32 protein-coding genes and 1 tRNA gene are annotated in these 24,040 nt (G+C 28.7%); 21 read left to right on the top strand and 12 right to left on the bottom strand.

The genetic code is table 11. The features are described 5' to 3' along the window. On the top strand, positions 1–3,567 hold the full coding sequence (gene metH / locus EV01_RS02885) for a methionine synthase (protein WP_032517110.1): 3,567 nt from the start codon (positions 1–3) through the stop codon (positions 3,565–3,567). A 9-nt stretch (positions 3,568–3,576) separates the two neighbouring features. Here metH and EV01_RS02890 read toward each other — a convergent pair whose 3' ends face one another. Next, on the bottom strand, positions 3,577–3,795 hold the full coding sequence (locus tag EV01_RS02890; RefSeq protein WP_032517111.1) for a hypothetical protein: 219 nt from the start codon (positions 3,793–3,795) through the stop codon (positions 3,577–3,579). A gap of 99 nt (positions 3,796–3,894) precedes the next feature. On the opposite strand from EV01_RS02890, the gene EV01_RS02895 reads away from it, so the two are divergent. Next, entirely contained in the window at positions 3,895–4,278 is a 384-nt protein-coding gene (locus EV01_RS02895) for a DUF2237 family protein (protein ID WP_032517112.1), read from the top strand. A gap of 48 nt (positions 4,279–4,326) precedes the next feature. Then, positions 4,327–5,157, top strand: a complete 831-nt coding sequence (locus EV01_RS02900) for a DUF4922 domain-containing protein (protein WP_032518581.1) — start codon at positions 4,327–4,329, stop codon at positions 5,155–5,157. A gap of 2 nt (positions 5,158–5,159) precedes the next feature. Here EV01_RS02900 and EV01_RS0109105 read toward each other — a convergent pair whose 3' ends face one another. Continuing rightward, positions 5,160–5,381: a hypothetical protein gene (locus tag EV01_RS0109105; protein ID WP_241433421.1), complete on the bottom strand. Its 222-nt coding sequence runs from the start codon at positions 5,379–5,381 to the stop codon at positions 5,160–5,162. Positions 5,382–5,481: 100 nt separating this feature from the next. Here EV01_RS0109105 and EV01_RS02905 point away from each other — a divergent pair, with 100 nt between their 5' ends. Further along, positions 5,482–6,498: a molecular chaperone DnaJ gene (locus EV01_RS02905; RefSeq protein ID WP_032517136.1), complete on the top strand. Its 1,017-nt coding sequence runs from the start codon at positions 5,482–5,484 to the stop codon at positions 6,496–6,498. A 417-nt stretch (positions 6,499–6,915) separates the two neighbouring features. Here the strand turns inward: EV01_RS02905 and EV01_RS02910 are convergent, their stop codons facing one another. Together EV01_RS02910 and pheT are read right to left on the bottom strand one after the other, a co-directional pair. Then, the gene (locus EV01_RS02910; protein ID WP_032517137.1) at positions 6,916–7,164 is read right to left on the bottom strand and encodes a hypothetical protein; all 249 of its coding nucleotides are present in this window, start codon (positions 7,162–7,164) and stop codon (positions 6,916–6,918) included. Between the two features lie 106 nt (positions 7,165–7,270). After that, positions 7,271–9,715, bottom strand: a complete 2,445-nt coding sequence (gene pheT / locus EV01_RS02915) for a phenylalanine--tRNA ligase subunit beta (protein ID WP_032517138.1) — start codon at positions 9,713–9,715, stop codon at positions 7,271–7,273. Positions 9,716–9,816: 101 nt separating this feature from the next. Here pheT and rpmG point away from each other — a divergent pair, with 101 nt between their 5' ends. From rpmG to lptC, 5 genes are all read left to right on the top strand, one after another. Next, the gene (gene rpmG / locus EV01_RS02920; protein WP_002805540.1) at positions 9,817–10,011 is read left to right on the top strand and encodes a 50S ribosomal protein L33; all 195 of its coding nucleotides are present in this window, start codon (positions 9,817–9,819) and stop codon (positions 10,009–10,011) included. Positions 10,012–10,028: 17 nt separating this feature from the next. After that, a complete protein-coding gene (gene rpsR, locus EV01_RS02925) occupies positions 10,029–10,250 on the top strand; it encodes a 30S ribosomal protein S18 (protein WP_032517139.1) in 222 nt (73 codons plus the stop codon). A 45-nt stretch (positions 10,251–10,295) separates the two neighbouring features. Then, complete coding sequence (locus EV01_RS02930) at positions 10,296–11,480, top strand: ribonuclease catalytic domain-containing protein (protein WP_032517140.1); 1,185 nt, start codon at positions 10,296–10,298, stop codon at positions 11,478–11,480. Between the two features lie 71 nt (positions 11,481–11,551). Next, complete coding sequence (gene metG, locus EV01_RS02935) at positions 11,552–13,096, top strand: methionine--tRNA ligase (RefSeq protein WP_032517141.1); 1,545 nt, start codon at positions 11,552–11,554, stop codon at positions 13,094–13,096. Then, positions 13,080–13,703: an LPS export ABC transporter periplasmic protein LptC gene (lptC, locus tag EV01_RS02940; RefSeq protein WP_241433420.1), complete on the top strand. Its 624-nt coding sequence runs from the start codon at positions 13,080–13,082 to the stop codon at positions 13,701–13,703. Before metG ends, lptC begins: the two co-directional genes overlap by 17 nt. On the opposite strand, the gene EV01_RS02945 is transcribed toward lptC, so the two are convergent. Then, a complete protein-coding gene (locus tag EV01_RS02945; RefSeq protein ID WP_032517142.1) occupies positions 13,700–14,326 on the bottom strand; it encodes a cofactor assembly of complex C subunit B in 627 nt (208 codons plus the stop codon). The two genes, lptC and EV01_RS02945, sit on opposite strands and share 4 nt — an antisense overlap. Before the next feature lie 111 nt (positions 14,327–14,437). Between EV01_RS02945 and EV01_RS0109100 the strand changes: the two genes are divergently transcribed. The 6 genes from EV01_RS0109100 to EV01_RS02970 all read left to right on the top strand — a co-directional run bounded on the left by EV01_RS0109100 (position 14,438) and on the right by EV01_RS02970 (position 16,524). Continuing rightward, positions 14,438–14,746 (top strand): hypothetical protein, encoded by a 309-nt coding sequence (locus tag EV01_RS0109100; protein WP_032517144.1) that lies wholly within the window; start codon positions 14,438–14,440, stop codon positions 14,744–14,746. A gap of 10 nt (positions 14,747–14,756) precedes the next feature. After that, positions 14,757–15,317, top strand: coding sequence for a bifunctional adenosylcobinamide kinase/adenosylcobinamide-phosphate guanylyltransferase (locus tag EV01_RS02950; RefSeq protein ID WP_032517145.1), 561 nt, complete (start codon positions 14,757–14,759; stop codon positions 15,315–15,317). A gap of 2 nt (positions 15,318–15,319) precedes the next feature. Beyond that, positions 15,320–15,790 (top strand): tRNA (cytidine(34)-2'-O)-methyltransferase, encoded by a 471-nt coding sequence (locus EV01_RS02955; RefSeq protein WP_032517146.1) that lies wholly within the window; start codon positions 15,320–15,322, stop codon positions 15,788–15,790. A gap of 41 nt (positions 15,791–15,831) precedes the next feature. Continuing rightward, positions 15,832–15,905: transfer RNA gene (locus EV01_RS02960), tRNA-Met, on the top strand. Between the two features lie 69 nt (positions 15,906–15,974). After that, positions 15,975–16,262, top strand: coding sequence for an ATP-dependent Clp protease adapter ClpS (gene clpS / locus EV01_RS02965; protein ID WP_032517147.1), 288 nt, complete (start codon positions 15,975–15,977; stop codon positions 16,260–16,262). 10 nt (positions 16,263–16,272) lie between these two features. Beyond that, on the top strand, positions 16,273–16,524 hold the full coding sequence (locus tag EV01_RS02970) for a DUF1651 domain-containing protein (RefSeq protein WP_032517226.1): 252 nt from the start codon (positions 16,273–16,275) through the stop codon (positions 16,522–16,524). Here EV01_RS02970 and EV01_RS10040 read toward each other — a convergent pair. Then, positions 16,521–16,652 carry a hypothetical protein gene (locus EV01_RS10040; RefSeq protein ID WP_275040841.1) on the bottom strand — a complete coding sequence of 44 codons (132 nt, stop codon included), beginning with the start codon at positions 16,650–16,652 and terminating at the stop codon, positions 16,521–16,523. The genes EV01_RS02970 and EV01_RS10040 overlap by 4 nt on opposite strands. Before the next feature lie 335 nt (positions 16,653–16,987). Then, positions 16,988–17,350, bottom strand: a complete 363-nt coding sequence (locus EV01_RS02975; protein WP_032517148.1) for a hypothetical protein — start codon at positions 17,348–17,350, stop codon at positions 16,988–16,990. Between the two features lie 76 nt (positions 17,351–17,426). Between EV01_RS02975 and EV01_RS09870 the strand changes: the two genes are divergently transcribed. After that, positions 17,427–17,579 carry a hypothetical protein gene (locus EV01_RS09870; protein ID WP_193741448.1) on the top strand — a complete coding sequence of 51 codons (153 nt, stop codon included), beginning with the start codon at positions 17,427–17,429 and terminating at the stop codon, positions 17,577–17,579. Here EV01_RS09870 and EV01_RS02980 read toward each other — a convergent pair. After that, positions 17,576–17,755, bottom strand: coding sequence for a hypothetical protein (locus EV01_RS02980; RefSeq protein WP_032518580.1), 180 nt, complete (start codon positions 17,753–17,755; stop codon positions 17,576–17,578). The two genes, EV01_RS09870 and EV01_RS02980, sit on opposite strands and share 4 nt — an antisense overlap. A 164-nt stretch (positions 17,756–17,919) precedes the next feature. Here EV01_RS02980 and EV01_RS09865 point away from each other — a divergent pair, with 164 nt between their 5' ends. Beyond that, complete coding sequence (locus tag EV01_RS09865; protein WP_193741447.1) at positions 17,920–18,093, top strand: hypothetical protein; 174 nt, start codon at positions 17,920–17,922, stop codon at positions 18,091–18,093. Between the two features lie 110 nt (positions 18,094–18,203). Here EV01_RS09865 and EV01_RS09860 read toward each other — a convergent pair whose 3' ends face one another. Next, positions 18,204–18,380, bottom strand: coding sequence for a hypothetical protein (locus EV01_RS09860; protein WP_193741446.1), 177 nt, complete (start codon positions 18,378–18,380; stop codon positions 18,204–18,206). A 200-nt stretch (positions 18,381–18,580) separates the two neighbouring features. Between EV01_RS09860 and EV01_RS09855 the strand changes: the two genes are divergently transcribed. From EV01_RS09855 to EV01_RS02990, 3 genes are all read left to right on the top strand, one after another. Further along, a complete protein-coding gene (locus EV01_RS09855) occupies positions 18,581–18,751 on the top strand; it encodes a hypothetical protein (RefSeq protein ID WP_193741445.1) in 171 nt (56 codons plus the stop codon). A 63-nt stretch (positions 18,752–18,814) separates the two neighbouring features. Then, positions 18,815–19,036, top strand: coding sequence for a hypothetical protein (locus tag EV01_RS02985; protein WP_032517151.1), 222 nt, complete (start codon positions 18,815–18,817; stop codon positions 19,034–19,036). 466 nt (positions 19,037–19,502) lie between these two features. After that, a complete protein-coding gene (locus EV01_RS02990; protein WP_032517152.1) occupies positions 19,503–20,087 on the top strand; it encodes a peroxiredoxin in 585 nt (194 codons plus the stop codon). An 805-nt stretch (positions 20,088–20,892) separates the two neighbouring features. Here the strand turns inward: EV01_RS02990 and ftsH are convergent. After that, on the bottom strand, positions 20,893–22,647 hold the full coding sequence (ftsH, locus tag EV01_RS03000) for an ATP-dependent zinc metalloprotease FtsH (RefSeq protein ID WP_032517154.1): 1,755 nt from the start codon (positions 22,645–22,647) through the stop codon (positions 20,893–20,895). Between the two features lie 131 nt (positions 22,648–22,778). Between ftsH and rpmF the strand changes: the two genes are divergently transcribed. Then, positions 22,779–22,949: a 50S ribosomal protein L32 gene (rpmF, locus tag EV01_RS03005; RefSeq protein ID WP_002805281.1), complete on the top strand. Its 171-nt coding sequence runs from the start codon at positions 22,779–22,781 to the stop codon at positions 22,947–22,949. Between the two features lie 3 nt (positions 22,950–22,952). Here rpmF and EV01_RS03010 read toward each other — a convergent pair whose 3' ends face one another. Beyond that, entirely contained in the window at positions 22,953–23,279 is a 327-nt protein-coding gene (locus EV01_RS03010) for a DUF565 domain-containing protein (protein ID WP_032517155.1), read from the bottom strand. Next, a complete protein-coding gene (locus EV01_RS03015) occupies positions 23,266–24,027 on the bottom strand; it encodes an HAD-IA family hydrolase (RefSeq protein WP_032517156.1) in 762 nt (253 codons plus the stop codon). Before EV01_RS03015 ends, EV01_RS03010 begins: the two co-directional genes overlap by 14 nt. Positions 24,028–24,040: the final 13 nt, after the last annotated feature.

The raw sequence follows: 24,040 nt of genomic DNA, 5'->3' as shown, positions 1-24,040 counted from the left end.
ATGGAATCTTTCAGAACCTATCTAAATAGAAATGAAAAACCATTAATTATTTTTGACGGAGGTACTGGAACATCTTTTCAGAACTTAAATCTTACTGCAGATGACTTTGGAGGAAAAGATTTAGAGGGATGTAATGAAAACCTTGTTTTATCATCGCCAGAGATAGTTGAGAAGGTTCATAATTCATTTTTAGAAGCAGGTTGTCATGTTATAGAAACTAATACATTTGGAGCATCATCAATAGTTCTTGATGAATATGATATTGCGGATAAGGCTTATGAGATAAATAAAAATGCGGCATTTATAGCAAAAAAGGCTGCTGCCAAATACTCATCAGTTGATAAACCAAGGTTTGTAGCAGGTTCAATTGGGCCAACAACTAAATTACCCACCTTAGGACATATAGATTTTGATGAATTAAAGCAATCATATAAAGAACAAATTTATGGTCTTATAGATGGAGGAGTTGATCTTCTTTTGATTGAAACTTGTCAGGATGTTTTACAAATTAAATCTGCCTTATTAGCATCAAAAGAAATTCTTGAAAGTAAAAATATTGATATACCTTTAATGGTATCTATAACAATGGAAACAACAGGCACTATGCTTGTTGGATCTGATATTGCATCTGCATTAACAATATTAGAGCCATTCAATATAGATATCCTTGGACTTAATTGTGCAACTGGTCCAGAGCAAATGAAGGAACATATTAAATATTTGTCTGAAAATTCACCCTTCGCTATAAGCTGTATTCCCAATGCAGGTCTTCCTGAAAATATTGGAGGTGTCGCTCACTATAGATTAAAGCCAATAGAATTAAAGATGCAGTTAATGAATTTTATATATGACTTTAATGTTCAATTAATAGGTGGATGTTGTGGGACAACACCTGAACATATAAAATACCTGTCTTCAATAATCGATGAAATTATTGATAATGAAAAGACTAACAACAATGGTAAGAAAGATTCAAGCGGTTTTATTCCATCTGCCTCATCAATATATAACTCTGTGCCGTATAAACAAGACAATTCAATTTTAATAGTAGGAGAAAGATTAAATGCAAGTGGATCGAAAAAGGTAAGGGAGTTATTAAATAACGACGATTGGGATGGTTTAGTTGCAATTGCCAAGCAACAACAAAAAGAAAATGCTCACGTTCTTGATGTAAATGTCGATTATGTAGGAAGAGACGGAGTTAAAGATATGAAAGAAATAACTTCAAGACTTGTTACCAATGTAAATTTACCATTAATGATTGACTCTACAGATGCTGACAAAATGGAAAGTGGATTAAAGTCAGCTGGTGGTAAATGTATTATAAATTCAACCAATTACGAAGATGGCAATGAAAGGTTTGATCAAGTTCTAAATTTAGCCTTAGGCTATGGTTCAGGTCTTGTTGTCGGAACAATTGATGAAGATGGAATGGCAAGGAATTCAGAAAAAAAATATAAGATTGTCAAACGAGCGATTAATAGAACAAGAGAATGTGGTTTGTCAGATTATGAGCTATTTTTTGATCCATTAGCTCTGCCAATATCTACAGGGATTGAAGAAGATAGATTGAACGCTAAAGAAACTATTAGTGCTATATTAAAAATTCGTGAAAATTTCCCAGATATTCATATCATACTTGGAATATCAAACATTAGTTTTGGTCTTTCACCATTATCAAGAATTAATCTAAATTCAATATTTTTAGATGAATGCATTAAAGCAGGATTAGATTCTGCTATCATCGCACCAAATAAAATTTTGCCATTATCAAAAATATCTGAAGAAACTAAAAAGCTTTGCTTAGATTTGATTTATGATAAAAGAGAATTTGAAGATGATATTTGTATTTATGATCCATTAGTAGAATTAACAAAGGCTTTTCAAGATTTATCTATTCAAGATTTCAAAAAAGCATCTTCAGCAAATAAAAACTTAACTCTTGAAGAGAGTCTGAAAAATCATATTATTGATGGAGAAAAAATAGGATTAGAGGATCAATTAAATAAAGCCTTAAAAAAATATAAACCTCTTGAAATAATTAATACCTTTTTACTAGATGGGATGAAAGTAGTAGGAGATTTATTTGGCTCAGGTCAAATGCAATTGCCATTTGTACTCCAATCCGCTGAAACAATGAAATTTGCTGTTTCAATTTTAGAACCATATATGGAAACTGTAGATGAAAACATATCAAATGGAAAACTCTTAATTGCAACTGTCAAAGGAGATGTACATGATATTGGAAAAAATTTGGTAGATATAATACTTACAAATAATGGTTATGACGTAATAAATCTAGGAATAAAGCAAGATGTTTCAGCAATTATAGATGCACAAAAAAAGCACAATGCAGATTGCATTGCTATGAGCGGATTACTTGTTAAATCAACTGCTTTTATGAAAGATAATTTAGAGGCTTTTAACAATGAAAATATTAGTGTACCAGTAATATTAGGAGGCGCAGCCTTAACCCCAAAATTTGTAAATGAGGACTGCAGCAAAATATATAAAGGGAAAATATTGTACGGAAAAGATGCGTTCACTGATCTTAAATTCATGAATGAATATATGGATAATAAGAAAAAGGGTAATTGGTCAAATACAGAGGGGTTCATTAACAATGAGGGTATAAATATTAATTTAGCCTCATCAAAATCCAACTCTCAAGCTGTTAAAAAAACAATATCCATACATACCGAGACCTCCAAATTAAATTTAAAAGACAATTTTATAAGATCAAAATTTATTAATGAAGAAGATCCAATTCAAGCCCCTTTCTTGGGAACGAAAGTCTTGAACGATGTTGATATAGATATAAATAAGTTAATATTTTATCTAGATACAAAAGCTCTATTTAGTGGGCAATGGCAAATAAAAAAAGCTAAAAACCAAAGCGTAGATGAATATAATAACTATTTGGATTCATATGCTAAACCATTGTTAGATAAATGGTTAGAGATAATTATAGAGAAAAAACTTATATCACCCAAAGCAGTTTATGGATATTTCAGATGCGGGAGAAAAGATAATAGTATTTTCTTATTTGATGAGAAATCATTAAACAAAATTTCCCAATTTAATTTTCCACGACAAAAATCTGGAAATAATTTATGCATAGCTGATTTTTATTGTGATTTGAAAAATGATAAGCCGATAGATATATTTCCTATGCAGGCAGTAACCATGGGCGATATTGCTAGTGAATATTCTCAAAAATTATTTAAAGAAGATAAATATAGCGATTATTTATTATTCCATGGACTTACAGTGCAATTAGCAGAAGCTCTAGCTGAGTATGTCCATGCATTAATTCGTATTGAATGTGGTTTTAGCTCTCAAGAACCAGACAAAAATAGAGAAATACTAGCTCAAAAATATAGAGGAGCTAGATATTCTTTTGGTTATCCTGCATGTCCAAAAGTATCTGATTCAAACATACAATTATCACTGTTGGATGCAAAAAGAATAAACTTAACAATGGATGAATCTGAACAACTTCATCCAGAACAAAGTACTACAGCTATCATCTCATTACACTCAAAAGCTAAATATTTCAGCGCTTAAGCTAAATTTTTAGTTGTTTTCTAAATATTCAATAATTTCTTCCTGTAGTTCTTCCATCATTTCATTATCACCCAGATCAAGTCCCTCACCCGCGGCATCCTGTGTTAACTCAAGATAATATGAAGCACCATCACTAGATAAAAATTCTAATGCGGAAGTTTCATCACTATCTTTAAAAGCTTCATAAAGAGCTTTAAATGCTATGTTTTCAGTAAAGTCCCAATCCATAATGAAAAAAACCTTATTAGAATTATTACCTCCTTACCCCCCATACTCGTCAACCTTTTTTAAAGAAATGTTGGTGTTTTATTATTATTAAAAAAATCTATGACTATAAAAAATCAAAATCAGTTAAATGTCCTTGGAGAAGAAATTGAGATTTGTAGTTGCGCACCTATGACAGGGTGGTACAGGGATGGATTTTGTAAGTATGACAAAAATGATGGAGGGAATCATTCCATATGTTGTGTAATGGATGATAATTTCCTTAAATATAGTAAATCACAAGGTAATGATTTAATAACTCCCATGCCTATTTATTCCTTCCCTGGACTAAAGGATGGTGATCATTGGTGTATTTGTCTTGATAGGTGGAAGCAAGCATTATTAGACGGTCTTGCACCAAAAGTCATATTAGAATCAACGAATATTGTAGTCTTAGAATCAGTACCTCTAGAGAAATTGAAAGAATATCAATTTAATAAAAAGTAATTACAAGTTTATTTTTTTTTTTAAAATGATAATGATAAATTTTTTTAAATGAGTTCAGAAATATATTGGAAAAAAGCACTTGAACAAACTCGATTATCAATTGATGATGAATCATTATATCCTCTCAAAACTGATATTATTACAAGAGATTTATACGAAAAAGACGACTTCATAATTAGGAAACTAGATACTTCAAAATTTAATAAAAAAAAAATTTATGGTCCTAAACAAAATCCATTTTGTCCTTGGGAAAAGATACTAGAAATTGATAAAATTGGTGATAATCATCAACTAATATTAAATAAGTACCCTGTGCAAAAAGGGCATATTTTACTTATTACAAATGAATGGAAACCTCAAAATGGATGGTTAGATATTAAAGATTGGAGAGCGATCCAACAGGTTAATAAAGATACTAGTGGATTATGGTTTTTCAATAGTTCTCCAATTGCGGGAGCAAGTCAACCTCACAGGCATTTTCAACTTCTGCGTAGATCTAAAGGTGAGATATCATGCCCTAGAGAAAAGTGGTTTATAGAGATGAACTTATATCAAGATCTAGATAGTAAGCTTAAAAAAAATATTATTGTATCCAAATTTAATTTTTTAGAAAATCCATCATGTCTTTTTGAATTTTACTTAGAATTATGTAAGAAATTAGGACTTGGTGATCCTATTAGTGATAAGAAACCGCTATATCCTTACAACATTTTAATAACTAATAAATGGATCGCTATTATAAAGAGAAAAAGTGATCATATTCATGGTTTTAGTATTAACGGTTTAGGATTTGCAGGTTATCTATTAGTAACTGAAAATTCAAATATTAATTATTTAAAGAAATTTGGCCCTGAAAAACTTCTAGAAAGTTTTGTTTGAAACTAGTTAGTTCCTTCAACGTCCTTATTCCTGCTTATTTGGCTTTCTAGAACTTCTATAGATGCTGTTACAGAGGCAATTTTACGTTCAAGTGAATCCTTAAAATAATTGAGCATTTCTAATTTCTTATGTTGATAAAAACTCTTTTTTTCTTTAGAAGACTTGAAATAACAATTAAACATTTTTGAATTATTATAAAAAAATACTTTATTGACTTGTGACATAAAAATAAATTGGTTTTAATTTGAAAACAATAATCCTTATGGACTTTAAATTTTTTTTGAATAAAATTAAATAAATTCCATACTATTCAAGAAATTATTATTGAATATTCCTGAAAATTCAAATACAAAAAGAATTTCGATTGATTTACCTGAGGAACTAATTTACAGGTTTGATCAATTACGAAAAGAGTGGGGATTTAGAGCAAGAGGACCTGTAATAGAAAAGATACTTAAAGAACTTCTGCAAGAAGATGATTTACTACCTAAGAACCAACAGCAAGAAATAGACTTTAACGAGAATAATAATAATAATAATGAAAATTTAAATATTGATGAAGATACTGCATTGGTATTAATTAAATCAGACGAAAAAAAAGAAGTTAATGAGATATCTTTGAATAAAAGATTTACAAATAAAAATCAAAATAAAGAAAAAGCCAACTCAAATATAAACCTTCCAGATTTTGTTGATAAAAAAGTAAAGAATCTAAGAAGAAGTATTAATAGTGAAAAATTAAAGGAGAATATTAATGATATTCAAATTAATTCAATTAAAGAAACTGAATTAATAAAATGTCGAATTGAGTTAATTAGTCATTGGAAAACCTTGTATGGATCAGTTCCTAATGATCATGTAGTAAAAGCTTCGCTGGATTGGTTTGAAAGGGATATATGGCCAAATCTTGATGGAACTGAAAATCTACCCTTTACGTGGAGTACAGCCAATAAATTAATGTCAGAATTATGCCCATTTTGGATAAAGAAAAATCCATCCCTTGAAATTGTTTTATTAATGATTGGCGTTTTAGAAGACCCTTTTGCTACATCAGATCTGATAAAAAGAATACCAACACTTATGAGAAGGTTTGTAAGTAGATTTAAGCGAAATAATAGATCAAATTCATTTGAAACTTTGGACTCAACAATGACAGTACATGGAGCACTTAAATTATTGAATTTATCAACATCCGCAGGATCCGCTCATACGTTCCGTAAAATTAGGGAGGCCTATAAATCAATAGCCTTAGAGACGCATCCAGATGCTGGAGGATCAACAGATCAAATGAGAAAATTAAATGAAGCGTATCAATTGCTAAAAAATCTATATAGAAATTAGTATACTAATTCTCAAATAAGACTACTAATAAGTCTAATCTATAGTCTCATATGAGATAAATGTTAAGTTAACAATTTCTAAATTTCATCAATTATGTTATTCGAACTTATGAAAACAATAATTATTTATAAATGAAATTTAAATAAAATTTACTTTTAAATAAATAAATTTTCTTTGTATAGTACTTCTTATATGAGACTTATTATAAGTCTATTTTATAGTCTCAAAATAGAAAGGCAATATATAAATTTATTATTTTGGACGAATCATACCCAAACTATTTATTGCCTAAAAAAAATAAAAAATTAAATAAAAATCGAAAAACTATGTCCTTTCAATGTCCAAGAAATTAATAAGGACTAGAAAGTCCTGCTATTAAAGGCTTATATCTAATCTCGTACTGCCTTAAAGACAGTACTACTTAGCCTGAAGCTTTTGTATAGCAGTTTGCTTGTCTATGCTAGGAACATCACTTAAACCGTTAGCGTCAAACCAAGGGGCACTAGCCCAATCGAACCCCTTCCCAAAAGTATTATCAGGAGCAGTTATGTACCAATGGCACGAAGCGTCAGGTACGTCAACAGAACATTTTGACCAATCATCTGACCATTGCGGAACTTGTACCCACAGCACTGAAGATAGAAGTAGGGATAAAAAATTGATCATAATAAAATATAATACAACATTAATCAGTTTTATAGGATTATTACTTTTCTTGTTTAAGAATTATTTATAGACTAATATCAAGTCTTAAATGAGAAATTCTAGACAATTAATCTCGCAGCTTTGTGTTAAAACTTTTTTCAATTTTAGAGATTATGCTTGAGTGTATTGATTTAATATCTGAATCTAATAATGTTTTATCTTTATCTCTATAAGATAATCTAAATGTATAACTTATATTATTCTCCCCAAGTTTAATATCTTCAAAAACATCGATTAATTGTACATCCTCTAAAAGATTTTTTCCTGTTCTTCTTATTTGTGAAGTTATATCGCTAATTAAAAATTTCTTACAGAAAACAAAATTTATATCCCTTTCTATTTTCGGAACTATTGGGTATTTCTTAAATATTGGAATCCATTTATTTTTTCTTGTACTAGCTCCCAAGAGGTCAGCAACATTTATGCTAAATAAAAAAACTTTTTTTAAAGACTTCTTCTCTAATAGAAGTTTGGGATGGATTTCACCAAAATAACCGGCATCTTTTCCCTCAATAAATAATTTGGCTGTTCTTCCTGGATGAAGAAAATCAATTGAGTCAAAAGGTTTATCATCAATTTTTATATTCAGACATGATAAAGCTTCCTTTAACTTTCCTCTGGCCTGGTAATAATTAAGATCGTTATCCTTGCCAGAATTTGCCCATTTACCAAATTTTTTATTACCAAAAATTACACCATTTAGTACTTCTTCTTGAATGTTCTCAGTATTCTTATTAAAAACATTTCCAATTTCAAATATATAACAACTTGTTTGTCCAGCTTTGATATTACGGTTTACAATCTCCAAATGTTCCCTCCAAATATTATCTCTAAGGCAGCTTGTTTCTAATAACAAAGGATTAGAAATCTTTACAAGGTTTTCTTTGTCTTCTGGGACAAGCGAGTAGCTAAGTACCTCGTTAAAACCATTTTCTATAAAACCATTTTTTACTTTTCTCAATGCCAATTGCTCTGATGATAATTTTCCAGGCTTAATTGGATTAGGAAGTTTTAAGTCAAATCTGTCATACCCAATTAATCTCGCAATTTCTTCAATTAAATCTATTTCTCTTATTAAATCTTGTGATCTATTAGGAATTACTGCTACATCCCAGCCATATTCTTTATTCATTAATTTACAACCTATGAGAGTTAATTTATCAACTATTTCATTATCAGATAAATTTCTTTTTTCAAATTGATCGTTAATTATTAATGGGCCAAGAATTTTATGTATTCGATTTCTCCTTAATTTGATAAAAATATCTTCATTTTTTATTAAATTAGAAATATTGATGGTTGGCAAATTAATTGTAAAATTTTCTTCTAAAAGATTAATCGCCCTGGTAACAGCATCTATTGTATTTTTAGATGAAATACCTTTTTCATATCTGCTGCTAGATTCTGTTCTTATTCCAACCGCCTTCGATGATTTTCTTATAGTAACTGGATTAAAAACAGCGCCTTCAAGGTAAATAGATGAGGTAGTATTAGTCACAGAAGTCTCTAAACCGCCTATCACCCCAGCAATAGCAACCGGTATATCACAACAAGTAACAACTGTGATATTTTCATTTAAGTCATATTCTTTACCATCCAAGCATATAAGGCTTTCGTGATCCTTTCCTTTTCTTACAGAGAAATCTTCTGGATAAACTTCCTTGCCAATTAAGTTTGACAATTTATCTTTATCAAAAGCATGCAAAGGTTGACCTTGCTCTAAAAGAATATAGTTTGTTAAATCAACTAGAAGATTAATAGATTTTATACCAGATTTTTCTATACGGTTTTTTAGCCATTGTGGCGATAATTTTTCCCCATTTACTCCATCAATACAGCTTAAGGTATAAATACAATCAGATGTTATAGCCACTGGGCAAAGTTGAATTCCTTTAAGCAAATCAATATTATATTTGCGGCTTAATTCTGGAAATTTTAATTTTGATTCTAAAAGAGCAGAAATTTCGCGTGCTATACCTATAACCGACATTCCGTCTGGTCTATTAGCTGTAATTGCTAAATCATATATAAAATCATTTAATTGAAGTAAATTTGATGCTGGAGTACCCAATTCATGTTTTAAGGCTAAATCCTCATCAATAATCTCTATCCCTTCGCTTGAGCCCTCTAAACCTAGTTCCTGCAGTGAACATATCATTCCTTCACTCATGACACCTCTGATTTCACTTCTTTTAATAGTTAAATTAACTGCGTTTAATTTCGCGCCGATAGTAGCAACATAAACATAAATATTTGATTTAATATTGGGCGCACCACAGATAATTTGTAAATTATTTGAACTACCAATATCAACTTGGCAAATTGAAAGTTTGTCAGATCCTTCGTGCTTTAAAACTGATAAGACCTTACCTAAAACAACACCATTTACATTTTCTGAACAATCCTCTAATGATTCAACCTCAAATCCACCAATTGACAATTTCTCAGAGAGTTCTTCAGGAGTAGAGGTAATTTCTACTAAATTATTCAGCCAATTTTGAGAAACTTTCATATATATTTTTTAATCAATGACGATAAAAGAAATGAGTTTATCTTCAAAAAAGTTTGTTGAAGATGTACAATAGAAAATTATACAATAAAGTATCAATTAAAATGGCTAAAAAAGGGACAAGAGTTGTAGTGACCCTGGAATGTACTGAAGCTAGAACAAGCACAGATCCTAAGAGATCAAATGGTGTTTCAAGATATACTACTGAAAAAAATCGAAGGAATACAACTGAAAGATTGGAATTAAAAAAGTTCAATCCTCATTTAAACAGAATGACAATTCACAAAGAAATAAAGTAATCAAATTAAATTAAATCATGGCTAATTCAATTTTTAAAAAACAATTATCTCCTATCAAGCCTGGAGATCCTATTGACTATAAGGATGTAGAACTACTAAAAAAATTCATAACTGAGAGGGGTAAAATCCTACCTAGAAGGATGACTGGTTTAACCTCAAAACAACAAAGAGATCTTACATTAGCGGTAAAAAGAGCCAGAATTGTAGCTCTTTTACCCTTCATAAATCCTGAAGGATAATCTTATACTGGATATAGTAGGCACCATAATTAATATCTCAAATATTTGAAAGATTTAACAAATCTAAAAACATATATTATTGACTCTGATGATCCGCATGAGGTGGATGACGCTATTTCTTTTGAAAGAAAAGAAGGAAATATAAAAATTTTATGGATACATATTAGTAACCCATGCAAACTCTTTTTGCATGATTCTAATGTTGATTTAGAAGCAAGAAGGAGAAATAACAGTTTATATTTAATTGATCAATATGTCCCAATGCTACCAAAAGATATTCTTGCTAAAGCAAATCTAGCACATAATAAAATTTCAGAAACTATTAGTGCAGCAATAGAATTCAATAAAGATGGATCAATAAATAATTATGAAATAACTGAAGCAATAATAAAACCAAAATATCAATTAACATATGAAGATGCAAATGAAATATTAGAATTAGAACCTAAAGAAGAAATAGAATTAATTGAAATTAAAAATTTATTAGAAAAAAGTATTAAATTCAGAAAGAAACAAGGAGCAATAATTTTTGAAAGTCCTAATTGTAAAATTAAATTTTATAAGAATAAAGTTACACTAAATAAATTAGAGAAAACATTATCACAAATTATAGTTGCAGAATCAATGATATTAATGTGTTATGTAACAAGTTTATTTTTATATAAAAATAATTTAGCAGCTGCATTTAGGATTCAGAAAATAAACTGTAATCCATCTGAAATACTTAATAGATACAACGATAGTGAAATTAAATTTATAATATTAAAACAATATATGGGAAAAAGCTATATAACAACTAAGGCTGGAAAACATGAGTCACTAGGTCTTAAAATGTATGTACAATGTACTTCCCCACTAAGAAGATATCTTGATTTAATTATACAAAGACAAGTATATAATAAAATTAATAATTACGAAACACTAAGTTTAAATTCAGTTTCTGCGATTATAGATTATTCAAAGAATAGACAAGCAGAGAATAATAATATTTATAAAAATGATAAATTTAATTATTTATCTTTATTTTTTAAAACTGAAAAAAAATCCTTTTATAAAATAATATTTGTTAAGTGGATTAATCATAAAAGAAATATTGCATTGGTTTATTTTCCAGATTACTCGCTAGAAATACTTATTACTCTATTTATATCGATAGAAATATATAGTAATAAAATATATAAAGTTAAATATAATATTAATGATAGTAATCTTTTAGAGTTTATTTATTAACTATAAAATAAATATAATAGGTTGTTATAAGTTTAAAATAATATCTGTTAGTATTAATAAAAAAAAGCTTTATGACTTTTGTCATTACTACCCCCTTATACTATGTTAATGATAAACCTCATCTAGGAAGTGTATATACAACAATAATTTGTGACTCAATAGCTAGGTATAAAAGGCTTGTAGGTGAAAATGTTATTTTCATTACAGGTGTTGATGAACATGGTTTAAAAATACAAAGAACGGCTAATAAAAAGGGTATTGAACCAAAATTACATTGTGATGAAATCTCAGAAATTTTTAATATTAATTGGAAAAATTGGAATATATCATTTAATAAATTTATAAGAACAAGCTCAAAAAAGCATGAATTTATAGTAAATGAATTTTATGAAAGAGTAAAAGCATCTGATGATATCTATATGGGAGTTCAAAAAGGTTGGTATTGTGTCGGTTGTGAAGAATTTAAAGATAATCCAGAAAACTCTTCAACATACAAGTGCCCAATACATCAAAAAAATTTAGAATGGAAAAATGAAGAGAATCTCTTTTTTAGGCTTTCGAAGTATCAAAAGGAAATTGAGAAAATAATCAACGAACCTTCTTTTATAGAGCCAATAGAAAGAAAGAATGAAATTATAAATTTTGTTTCTAGAGGTTTAAAGGATTTTTCAATTTCAAGAACAAATGTCTCATGGGGAATTCCTGTTCCTGGTTACGATAACCATACCTTTTATGTATGGTTTGATGCTTTACTTGGATATGTAAGTGCAATTAGTTCTGATTCGACAGATTATTCATTGGAAAAATCAATAAATGGTGGATGGCCAGCTGATGTTCATTTAATTGGTAAAGATATACTGAGGTTCCATGCTGTGTATTGGCCTGCAATGCTCATTTCTGCAGGGATGAAAGTTCCTAAAAAAGTTTTTGGACATGGATTTCTTACAAGAGAGGGGCAAAAAATGGGTAAAAGTTTGGGAAATGTACTCGACCCTGACTTATTGCTCTCAAAATATGGAAATGATCCTGTAAGGTGGTACCTCATTAAAGACATATCACTAGGAAATGATGGAGATTTTCAACATAAAAGATTTGTTGACATTATCAATAATGACTTGGCTAATACAATTGGTAATTTACTAAATAGAACATCATCTATGTCTAGAAAATGGTTTGATAATAAAGTGCCATATAATGAAAAATTTTTAAGTGAAAACAAATTAGAGAATTATGCCAAAATTGCAGTTGAAAAATATATTCATAACTTTGACATCTACAAATTAGATCTTGCAGCTAATGAAGTACTTAGCCTAGCAATTAATACAAATTTGTATTTGAATGATAATCAGCCATGGATGTTAATAAAAGATAAAGATAATTTACCTCTAGTTAAGGAAATTATTTATAACGTATTAGAAAGTACCCGAATAATAGGATTATTATTGCTCCCTTTATTGCCAGAATTATCTACAAAAATTAATGAACAACTTGGTTCTATCTACAAAGAAGAAATTCCCTGGAAAAAACAATTAAGATGGGGATTATTAATTAGCAACTCAAGTCTTCCTAAACCTTCTCCAATAATAAATAAGCTGGAGTATGAGAAACATTTATAGATTAATAATTATCTTTCCATTTTTTATTCTTGGTTGTGCCCCAAATGTAATTGATGAAAATAAAGTACTACAAAAAATAGACAGTTTAGATATGGAAATTTACTCTAAAAGAGGAGATAAGATATATTCAATTACCAGTCCAAACTCAAGTTATAACAACATTGAATTAAAATTCGAATTAAAAAAACCTATTATAAATATTTTCAATGGGGAAAAAACTAAATATATTATTAGTTCAGAAGAATCTACATTATCAGAAAACAATAAGCTCCTAAAATTGAGAGGGAATGTTAAATTAAAAACTCTTAGAAAAGATGAGGATATTTTATATGCTGATAATTTTATTTGGAATATAGAAAATACTGACTATACGTTAGAAGGTAACATAAAATTTGAAAATAAAAATATCATCTTAAATTCAGGAAAAGCCAAATTGGGTTCGGATAATGTAATTGAATTTTTTAATCCAGTAAAATATATAATAAAAGATGAAAATAATGACAACAAATATGAAATAAATTCAGAAAACGCTTACTATAATTTAGATACTGAATCAGTAAGTTTTAAAGCTGAAGATAAAAGAGTAAAATCTATAATTTATTTTTAAATCTTATTTCTTGAAAAAATATTATTAATTTTTTTCGACCAGTTATTTATCCATTTTTCATCAGACTTAGTAAAACATTTTGCACTCCAGCCTCCTATCAATATAAAAGCCTTATTATTTATAGGAACAACTAAGATTGATGGGATATCGGCACAAAAATTAAAAAATTCATCTCTTCCAGGATAAAATTTAGTATTTGCTAAAGATATTAATTTCATATCTTTTATAGATCTCAGACAAGTTTCACCAGGTTTAAACTCATTACTTGAAGTGATTCCTCTTCTCAAAATATTTGCACCATCATTGTGGATTAATATTGCTGCTGCTGCTGTAGAAGTTAATATCGCTTCAGAACCCCATGCGAGTTCATCAATCACTTCAACCGGCATGTTTCTATCGTACAGAAACTTATTTTCCCCTTTTAAATCAGCTTTCTCACCAGCGATAGGTTCAAATTGTTTAAATAAAAAACCTATCAAAATAATAATTAATGAAGCTATTGCAGCTAATACTTGTGCTCTTTCAAGCTCAGGAGTAATTGTTTCTATTGAAATGAAATTTGCTATCTGAAAGATAAAGAGTATTAAACCGATTAATATTAATGATTTCCCATTGAATCCCATATATTAAATATGTTAATTCTATTTAAATTATGCAAACATTATATTGTTTAGTACATTTAAAATTACTCAAACATATGGTTTTTAATATATAATTAACCAAAAGATTTCAAAATGAACCTAAACATCAATAAATATATACTTTCACTTATAGTTACTGGCTTAATATTTATTCTTATCCCCTCGGCTACATACGCAACAGAAATTAGTAGCATAAATAAAATTTTTGGTATTTCCAACCAGAAAACTATGAATTACGAAAAAAGCCAACCTTCATCTATTGACAACCCTGTGGTGGATCCTAATTTTAACGCTATGAGATCAAAAGACGCTGACAGTTCAACTGCTACTTATATAGTTATTGGTTTGTTAATTGCTGCCACAATTATTCCCTTAGCAACATGGTGGTATTTCTCTAAATAATAGAGAATTTATGAAACCTAAGAATCTTACTATTAGGAATCGTATATCTCACATTATTTTTATTACAGGAGGAACAAAGAGCGGTAAAAGTGAATTTGCAGAATACTTAGCAAAGGATGTAAAAAAAATATCTTATGTCGCCTTATCTGAAAAGAATATTAATGATAAAGAATGGCAAGAAAAAATTAATTTACATCGAAAAAGAAGGCCAAATGATTGGAAATTAATAGAAACGACAGATCTTTTAAATACGTTAACTAAGGAAGAAGGTCCATTATTAATAGATTCGATTGGGGGATTTGTTATGGAAAGTATTAAAAAAGAACATAATGAATGGTCAACGAAGATGAATTTACTTATAAGTCTTTTAATGAAAAGAAAAAGCATAACATTTATTGTTGGAGAACAAGTAGGTTGGAGTCTTGTCTCTGAATATAAAATTGGTAATACTTATATAGAAAGAATCGGCGAGCTTCAAAAGAGAATAACCAAAATATCAAAAGATAATTGGTTGGCAATAAACGGAAGAGCAATCAAAATAGATCAGATAAGTATAGATATACCTACTTAAATTTGGAAGTCGCTCTTTTCGAACCTAGAATCCCTCAAAATACTGGTAATATCGCCAGATCATGTGCTGCATTTAATACGCCTTTAAATCTTATAGAGCCCTTAGGTTTTAAGATAGAAGATAAATATTTAAAAAGAGCAGGATTAGACTATTGGCCACTAGTTACCGTTAATAAGTATGAGAATTTTGATAAATTTTTGACGTCAAAAGCTTCAAAAAGAATAATTTCTTTTAGTAAAAAAAATGGTATATATTTAAAGGATTTTAAATTTCAGCAAGATGATATTTTGCTGTTTGGGAGAGAAGATTCAGGATTGCCAGATTGCATTATTGATAAAAGTGATTTTTTAATATCAATTTTTATGCCGAATTTACAAAAGGGAAAAAATGATCAAAAAGGTGTTAGGAGTCTAAATCTTTCAGTAGCATGCGGTATCGCTATATATGAGGCCAATAAACAAATAAATTGTTAAAAAGGTAATTAAGTACAACCAATGCCTTACAATATTTCCATGTCTCGGTAGCTCAGCTGGTTAGAGCGGCGGATTCATAGCCCGCAGGTCGCGTGTTCAAGTCACGCTCGAGACATGTTCAATACTTTTCTTTTAAAGAACTTAGATGAAATTTTTAATTGACTTAAACTAATTACAGATAAAAATGTTTAATTCACTTAATACAGTCTTAGATCAAAAGAAAGCTAAAGAAAAATATCCAGAAGCGAGAGTAATAGTCCTTGATGATAGTTTTAATACTTTTCAACATGTAGCTAATTGTCTTCTGACAATAATCCCAGACATGAGTGAAAAAAGGGCATGGGATCTAACTATCAAAGTTGACAAGACAGGATCGGCGGAAGTATGGAGAGGTAATCTTGAACAGGCAGAGCTATATCATGAACAACTCTTCAGCAAAGGATTAACAATGGCTCCGATTGAAAAAACATAAAATAATCAAATTGATAGAAGATTTTTGGCTTATAAATTCAAATCGTTCAAGGGTTAAAAGATTTTCAAAGAATAAGCAAAATAAAGATAAATTTTTTGAATATATATTTATTGACTCTGGAAGAATTATTGGTGTTTTAGGAAAAGAACCACCTCTTATGACAACAAGAGAAGAACTTAAAGTTGAACAAGCTAGAGATGAATGGAAAAAGTTAATCGCTCATGGTTGGCGGAGAACCAAACCAGTTTGGGAAGAATCTTAATAACCTATATTATTGCTAGGGTTAGTTATGTAAATTATTAGATTTAGGACGTAATTAGAGGGTAAATTCAAAGGCTTCAGAAGTAGCAAAGCCATTCCCTGAGTGACATTAAACCCTTTATCTTCCATAAAAAAGAACATTCTTATCTTAATTATAAAAAGACTGTCAAATACAAAATAAAAATGCAGAAAGGAGGGTATATAAGAATTTTTTTATTAGAATTTTAAATCAAAAGTAAATTTAAATAATAATTGTATTTATATTTTATTATTGCTATTTTTTTAAAGCGGGCTAAGGTTCATATCTCCACGAGAATTTAGTCCGCTGAATTTTTAAAGATTCAATTTATTTTAAATCCCTCTTTAAAAAGTTTTTTAGAAATATTCAAAAATATTCCTTATTGCTTAATTTCTAAATTCCATTTAAAAGGAATCTATTATGAACGACGGAAGTGTGACACTATTTATTCAAAAATATCATTATTTTCCTTCATAACTTTCTTAAAATACTTAAACTCAATAAATTCCTGCATCATTTTGATATCATCAGATAATACTTTTTTATTAATTTTATAGTCGTTCCCATTACCAGAGTATTTATTATTAGATAATTGTTCTTGTTCAAAAATAGTATTTGTAAAACTTCCATTAATTTTTATCTTTGAAGCAGAAGATTCGTTTAAAACCCCTCGAGACCTTAATGCTTCTTCAACCAATAAACCTGTAACCTTTGACTGACTAAATTCATTAGCTATGCACAATTTTTCAATGATGTCATGAACTTCTTCTGTTGGCAAAAAACCAATTCTTTTCCTCGGAGAAGGCATAATAAAATTTCTTAGTGTCACACTTGCGCATTTAAAGTGTTGCACTATATTTGATTTAAGTCAACAAATTTTTGTCATGCATATTTTAGTATTCCCTGCTGGATTTATTCTTTGGTATTTAGCTTATGAAGCAAAACCTATAAATAATGATGAAGCTACACTCTATTGGGAAGAGAAAAATACAAATAAGAGAAATAAACTTATAAATATAATTAACGAAAGCTGTTAAAACTTACTGTCAATAGATTTTGACCATTCCTTGTGCTTATAATCTAGATCTGAGATTAACTGTTTTTGATAAGTAAATTTGAGTTGATTTTCGTTAAGAGATTTTTTCGTGATAATCATCTCTTCAGAAAAAAAATCAAGTGTATTGGGACTACCAATTTTTTTTTTGATTTCCATATATATAATTCAGCCTATTTTTTTTATATGACTCATAAGGCTATAGTCTTAATATTTTTAGATTCTTTTTATATTTACTTAATATAGATTTTTAGCATGTTTGTTAAAAACACTAAATTATTTAGAAAAAAAAGGCTATATTTAAAGAAAATATAAACTTAACTATGAATCTTAAGGAGAGAGGGATTACTGTTGGAGATTTACTTATCATTTTAATAATAATCATCACTTCTACAATATTAATTAAATCACTTGGCAAGGAAAAGAAAACAACCCTTAACTATATTAATCAAGAGGAATTACCTTATAAGAAAGATTTTTATCAAAAATTTATTTGAAGAAATTATATAAGTTATTTATTAAAACTATAAATTAATTAACTTAGCTATTTTATATATCTTATTTAAATTTCAATTATTAATATTTAACTGAAATTTAGATTATATATTTAAGTATTTTTATTAGATGATTTAGAACATTCCCATTTCAAATTACACCTTAAATCATTGATATCATTTGAAATAGCAGCTAAATTCACCATTTGAAGAATTTGAGTTTTATTTAGTCTATTAATAACAATAAGTTTATTAAGCATTTCTAATACAGATTTATCATTAATATTCATTTTTTGTACAAAAAATTATAGTCCCTCAATTTAAATACTTTATCTAATAATTTTGTAAATTACTCTTAAGATTTCATAATATATTTAATGCTAAATATGAAAAATATTTATAAATTCATCAAATCTAAAACTCTTACTTATTAAGAAATAATCATAGGCTCACTTTCATATAAATTCGACTATTGTAAAAAGAAAAAAAAATGAAAAAAAAATCAAAGAAGGAATACCTTAATAGAGATGAAGTTAATGAAATGATTGAATCAGCCTTAAGGAGACACAATAGAAGATCTACAATAATATCAAGCGTGCTTGGCTGGATCCTAATAGGAGGGTATTCTTTTGGACTTTTTCAAGCAGTACAAAATGTCTAATTAATCTTTTCTTAAAAGCAGAACTTGCTAGATGATAAATTAATAAAAGCTTAAGTATCTTTTATGAGGGAATATATTGGGGCAAATCTTACAGTCATAAGAAAATATTTAAAAAAACGCAAAAAGTTTACATCAAAATTAAATAGTGATTCAATAATGGAAGAATTCAGAGAATGGAGCAAAGATTCATTACCTGAAACAGAATCTGTGTGGACTTTACCTGACTTAACGAGAGATGAAAGACTAAAAAATTTTTGTCGCTCAATTAAAAAGGAAATAAGATAAGTATTTAACTACCTAGTTGTATATGATTTACCTTCAAATAAAAATAACCCGCAAATCCAATTATATTTAATATGATAACGAAAATCCAAGCTCCAATTGGCTGATTAGAATCTAATTTTTTTATTTTAACTTTATCCTTTAGTCTTTCAATATATTTAGCCATAATTAAAAATATTAAAAAAGAATATTTTCAATTATAGTGAGTTGAATTTAAAGGAATCTTAAATAAAATAAAATTTCTTTAATTAGAATTTTTATTATCAAGCCTATTAATGGGATATTTAATTAACTCCTTTTTGAGATTTTTTAAAAGTTTATTATGATTTAAAATTGTAAATTTCCTAGTAAAGGAATAATGCCATTTCATTGAATTAAAAAAAAACTTGCTAATTCTTTGTCAATAAAATTATAATACTAATTACGGTCATTCAGACCATAAATAATTTAAAAAAGGACAAATTTTTTCATGAGCTTAAGAGTTGGCCAAGAAGCACCAGACTTTAGTGCTACAGCAGTATATGATCAAGAGTTTAAGGATATTACACTTTCAGATCTAAGAGGTAAATGGGTTGTTTTATTCTTTTACCCCCTAGATTTTACATTTGTATGTCCAACAGAAATCACTGCATTTAGTGATAGGCATCAAGATTTCGCAGCACTTAATACTGAAATACTTGGAGTATCAGTTGACAGCAAACACTGTCATTTGGCTTGGATACAAACTCCAAGAAATGAAGGTGGAATAGGCGATATCAACTATCCATTAGTTTCTGACTTAAAAAGAGAAATTTGCCAAGCTTATAATGTTCTTAATGATGATGGAGAGGCAGATAGAGGTTTATTTCTTATCAATCCCGAAGGAGTAGTTATGCATACTACTGTTAACAAGGCTCCTGTAGGCAGAAATGTTGATGAGACACTAAGAATACTTCAAGGTTATCAATACGTTGCTGCAAACCCAGATGAGGTATGTCCAGCAAACTGGACTCCCGGGGAGAAAACAATGTTAGAGGACCCCAAAGGTAGTAAGGAATATTTTTCTGCGCTCTAGTAGAATTAGGAACTTTTAAGTAAGTATTGTGTAGTAAATAATTATAAAAAAATAAAAAAATAACATATTCAAAATGGGAGTAATATCCCCTTTTTGAGGTTTTTGTACGATCCAATCGCTTAAATTAGTTTTATATGATAAAAAAGACCAAGTAAAAAAAGAAATTTCTATAACGATTAAGATAAAAATATTAATTAAATTTAAGTCATTCAAACCAAAATATCTATAAATATGTAATTGATCATCAACATTAATATTATTAATTTGAAGATGCCAAAGATAAAGAGAAATTAAAATAAAATTTATCAATATTAATTTTTTTAATAAAAACCTAGATTTCTTAAAAATTAATAAAATAGAACTTAAAAATATAAAAAAACTTAACTGTAAAATATCCGGTTTTGGTAAATTAATTCCTTCGAGGAATAAATTACACATAAGATCAAAATTTATATATAAATAATCAGCTATAAAGTAAGAGAGAAATATTAAATTTGTTACTACTAAGAATAATAATATCTTTCCATATATTATATTTTTATTTTGAATATTGTTCTTATTAAAATTATAGTATGTATAGTTTTTTAAAGAGTTTAAACACACTAAAGATGGACATATTGTACCGCTCAAATAGTAAAGGATTGAATAAAAGGAAATATCATTAATATTAAATGAATACAAATTAAACCATTGTTTTTGTACTAATGGCAGAATAAGTAATAATGAAAGTGTAATAAATAAATTCTTTGTATTGTTTTTAATTATCAAGAAAATATTAAATTTTTTTTAATTTAAAACAATTAAATCAAACTTTCAACAATTTAGAAGTATTTAGTTTAAAAACTTTTTTATCTATAGTTTCTTGACTTAAAAGTATTTCAACTAATTTATCAAGTAAGACTCTATTTTTTTTCAATATTTTTATTGAATTATTTAATGAAATTTTAGAAATATTTATGATTTCATTATCTATTTTAGAACTAGTATTTTCTGCTATGAGAGGCTTTCTTCTAAATAGTCCATCTCCTAAAAACATTTCATTATTATCAGTATCCATTGAAATTGGACCAATAATTGAAAATCCATATTTCGTAACCATTTCCCTTACGATGTTTGTCGCATAGGAGATATCATTTAAGGAGCATTGTGTAATTTCACTTTCACCAAAAACTATTGTTTCTGCTGCTCTACCAGCTAGAGCAATTTCAATTTTTGAAAATAATAATTTTTTTGAAATCAGGCCGCTGGAAATTACATCTTCGTCAGGGCATATTTTTGTATATCCTCCTAAAGATCCAGATCTAGGTAAAATTGTAATCTTATCAACTGATTCAATTCCATTTCTCACAGCAGATACAATCGCTCTCCCCACTTCGTTATAAGCAATAATTTTTTTCATATTTGGAGAAGTTATTAATGAACTTCTCAGGCCAATGGTAATCTTATCGAGAGCATTTTCTATATGAAGGTCACTGATTAATTTAGATTCATCTCTTGCACAGTGAATAGCACTCTCATTCATCAAATTTGCAAGATCTGCTCCCGAAAATCCAACTGTTCTCGAAGCCCAATATCCCAAGTCAACTTCACTTGAAAGTGGTTTAGAAAGTGAGTGGACTGAAAGAATTTTTTTTCTTCCATCTAAATCTGGAAGCATTACTTCAATTTTCCTATCAAATCTACCTGGTCTTAATAATGCTGCATCCAAAATATCTGGTCTATTAGTGGCGGCTAAAACAATGATCCCGGAATTATCAGCAAAACCATCTAATTCGGTTAGAAGCTGATTGAGAGTTTGTTCTCTTTCATCATTTCCACCTCCGATCCCTGACCCTCTTTGCCTACCAATAGAATCAATTTCATCAATAAAAATTATACAAGGAGATTTTTCCTTAGCCTTAGAAAATAGATCTCGAACTCGGCTTGCACCAACACCAACAAAAAGTTCTACGAACTCTGATGCTGATATTGAGAGAAAAGGTACACCTGATTCACCAGCAATTGCTTTAGCCAATAATGTTTTACCTGTACCTGGTGGCCCTATTAGAAGGACTCCCTTAGGAACTTTTGCTCCAAGATTTTCAAATTTCTTTGGTTCTTTTAAAAATGTTATTACCTCTTTTAATTCCTCAGCGGCTTCAGGGACACCAGCTACATCATCGAATCTCGTTTCTACATCATCAATAGTTACAAATTTAGCTTGATTTTTGGTAAAACCAAAAGCTCTGGAAGCCAATTTTGAAGTGCTTCTCAAGATTAAAACTATTGCTAATATGAAAATCAGGAAAAGGCTTATTGAAGCAAATGAATTAGCAGCTGAGGCCTCTTTTCTACTATTATTGATAGTGAGTTCTACCTTATTTGCAGTAGCCTTTTCAAGAATTAATTGATCGTTGTAAAGGATAGGTATTTTAAATTTATCGCCATTTTTATACAGAACATCAATTTCTCTCTGCCTTGGATAGAAAAACATTGATTCTATTTTCCCTGTCTCTATATCTTCTAGAAGATCCGAATAACTTGATTTAGAATCTGAATATGAGAATTTTGATCTAAACACTAATCTTTATAAGTGATTATTAAAGCATATATGCTTATTTATAAAATTGACGTGTATAAACAAAATATACTAAAAAGTTTTGGAGATAACCAGTTAAAGGTTATATTATTATATGGAAATAAAGAAACAGAATGGCTGTACCAAAGAAGAAAAAATCAAAGAGCAAAAGGAACCAAAGGCACGCTGTTTGGAAAGGGAAAGCAGCGATTGCAGCTCAAAAAGCTATATCTTTAGGTAAATCAGTATTAACTGGGAAAGCTCAAGGATTTGTTTATCCTATTGAAGAAGAAGAAGAAGAATAGCTTTTAAGAACCTAATTTAAATGCCTCAAGTATTACGGCATAAATTGCACCAATTCTTAATTTATCAACTATGGTCCACAGATAATAAATTTTTGAACTTTCGGCAGGTTTAATTCTTATAATTATTTCAATAAAAACAATAATTATTGGGACCATTATCAACTCATTTTTACCTTCAGATATAAATTTTGTGAGAAAATTTGCGAACAAAAAATAACCTGTCAAAACAGAAATTAGCGCAATAGATTTTGTCTTCCAAGTATTACTAAGGAAACCAAATAATATATTATTTAACTGGTAGGTAATTCTTGAAAAATTAGTTTTTTGCATTACTAAAAGACATTAAATAATCACTTAGAAAGCTGTAGTCAACATATGATTTTTTTAGTTTAGGGCCTTTAATTACATTTGCCACATTATTCTCATCACCAAGACTATCTAAAATACAATCTAATTTAATATTTTCCTCAAGAACAATTGGGATATTTGAAGGAATAAAAATTGTTGGCAAGTTAGCAGCCAAGGAAGATTTCAATCCTGGATTTGAGTCTTCAAAAACAATTGAGTTGTTTTTGTTTATACCACTTAATTGGATTGCCTTTAAATATGGCAATGGATTTGGTTTCTTTAATTCAACGTCTTCACTTGAAATAATGAACTCAAAAGGGTTGAAGCCATTAAAAAGATATTCAACAAGTAAGTCAACTTGATTTCTTGAACTTGAAGTAACAATAAATTGTCTTACTTTTTTTCTATGTAATTCATTGATTAATCTAAAGACACCAATTTTTAAATTAACGTAATTTTTTTTTATTATTTCTAAATAATGAAACTGTTTTGTTTCGTGAATTTTGCCTATTAAATCTTCCGAGAAATCTTCATTATTCGATCTAGCGTAATAAGCAATTCTATTTTTACCCCCATTTATCTTCAAGAGTTTTATATATTTATTAGTATCCCAATTCCAATTAATACCAAGGTCATTGAAAGCATTATTAAAAGCAGGTAAATGGGCCTCTAATTCAGTATTTGCGATGGTACCATCTAAATCCCAATAAACACCCTCCAGATGTGTCACAAAAAAGAATTTC

The organism is Prochlorococcus marinus str. MIT 9401, from assembly GCF_000760095.1.
Lineage (GTDB): Bacteria > Cyanobacteriota > Cyanobacteriia > PCC-6307 > Cyanobiaceae > Prochlorococcus_A > Prochlorococcus_A marinus_I.
Note: the sequence above shows the minus strand (reverse complement) of the source record. Positions and strands in the feature narration are given on the sequence as shown.

Excerpts from the sequence above, each read along its gene's own strand:
- metH (WP_032517110.1), top strand. The coding sequence starts at position 1 with ATGGAATCTTTCAGAACCTATCTAAATAGAAATGAAAAACCATTAATT.
- EV01_RS02890 (WP_032517111.1), bottom strand. The coding sequence starts at position 3,795 with ATGGATTGGGACTTTACTGAAAACATAGCATTTAAAGCTCTTTATGAA.
- EV01_RS02895 (WP_032517112.1), top strand. The coding sequence starts at position 3,895 with ATGACTATAAAAAATCAAAATCAGTTAAATGTCCTTGGAGAAGAAATT.
- EV01_RS02900 (WP_032518581.1), top strand. The coding sequence starts at position 4,327 with ATGAGTTCAGAAATATATTGGAAAAAAGCACTTGAACAAACTCGATTA.
- EV01_RS0109105 (WP_241433421.1), bottom strand. The coding sequence starts at position 5,381 with ATGTCACAAGTCAATAAAGTATTTTTTTATAATAATTCAAAAATGTTT.
- EV01_RS02910 (WP_032517137.1), bottom strand. The coding sequence starts at position 7,164 with ATGATCAATTTTTTATCCCTACTTCTATCTTCAGTGCTGTGGGTACAA.
- pheT (WP_032517138.1), bottom strand. The coding sequence starts at position 9,715 with ATGAAAGTTTCTCAAAATTGGCTGAATAATTTAGTAGAAATTACCTCT.
- rpmG (WP_002805540.1), top strand. The coding sequence starts at position 9,817 with ATGGCTAAAAAAGGGACAAGAGTTGTAGTGACCCTGGAATGTACTGAA.
- rpsR (WP_032517139.1), top strand. The coding sequence starts at position 10,029 with ATGGCTAATTCAATTTTTAAAAAACAATTATCTCCTATCAAGCCTGGA.
- metG (WP_032517141.1), top strand. The coding sequence starts at position 11,552 with ATGACTTTTGTCATTACTACCCCCTTATACTATGTTAATGATAAACCT.
- lptC (WP_241433420.1), top strand. The coding sequence starts at position 13,080 with ATGAGAAACATTTATAGATTAATAATTATCTTTCCATTTTTTATTCTT.
- EV01_RS02945 (WP_032517142.1), bottom strand. The coding sequence starts at position 14,326 with ATGGGATTCAATGGGAAATCATTAATATTAATCGGTTTAATACTCTTT.
- EV01_RS0109100 (WP_032517144.1), top strand. The coding sequence starts at position 14,438 with ATGAACCTAAACATCAATAAATATATACTTTCACTTATAGTTACTGGC.
- EV01_RS02950 (WP_032517145.1), top strand. The coding sequence starts at position 14,757 with ATGAAACCTAAGAATCTTACTATTAGGAATCGTATATCTCACATTATT.
- clpS (WP_032517147.1), top strand. The coding sequence starts at position 15,975 with ATGTTTAATTCACTTAATACAGTCTTAGATCAAAAGAAAGCTAAAGAA.
- EV01_RS10040 (WP_275040841.1), bottom strand. The coding sequence starts at position 16,652 with ATGGAAGATAAAGGGTTTAATGTCACTCAGGGAATGGCTTTGCTACTT.
- EV01_RS02975 (WP_032517148.1), bottom strand. The coding sequence starts at position 17,350 with ATGCCTTCTCCGAGGAAAAGAATTGGTTTTTTGCCAACAGAAGAAGTT.
- EV01_RS09870 (WP_193741448.1), top strand. The coding sequence starts at position 17,427 with ATGCATATTTTAGTATTCCCTGCTGGATTTATTCTTTGGTATTTAGCT.
- EV01_RS02980 (WP_032518580.1), bottom strand. The coding sequence starts at position 17,755 with ATGGAAATCAAAAAAAAAATTGGTAGTCCCAATACACTTGATTTTTTT.
- EV01_RS09865 (WP_193741447.1), top strand. The coding sequence starts at position 17,920 with ATGAATCTTAAGGAGAGAGGGATTACTGTTGGAGATTTACTTATCATT.
- EV01_RS09860 (WP_193741446.1), bottom strand. The coding sequence starts at position 18,380 with ATGAATATTAATGATAAATCTGTATTAGAAATGCTTAATAAACTTATT.
- EV01_RS09855 (WP_193741445.1), top strand. The coding sequence starts at position 18,581 with ATGAAAAAAAAATCAAAGAAGGAATACCTTAATAGAGATGAAGTTAAT.
- EV01_RS02985 (WP_032517151.1), top strand. The coding sequence starts at position 18,815 with ATGAGGGAATATATTGGGGCAAATCTTACAGTCATAAGAAAATATTTA.
- EV01_RS02990 (WP_032517152.1), top strand. The coding sequence starts at position 19,503 with ATGAGCTTAAGAGTTGGCCAAGAAGCACCAGACTTTAGTGCTACAGCA.
- rpmF (WP_002805281.1), top strand. The coding sequence starts at position 22,779 with ATGGCTGTACCAAAGAAGAAAAAATCAAAGAGCAAAAGGAACCAAAGG.
- EV01_RS03010 (WP_032517155.1), bottom strand. The coding sequence starts at position 23,279 with ATGCAAAAAACTAATTTTTCAAGAATTACCTACCAGTTAAATAATATA.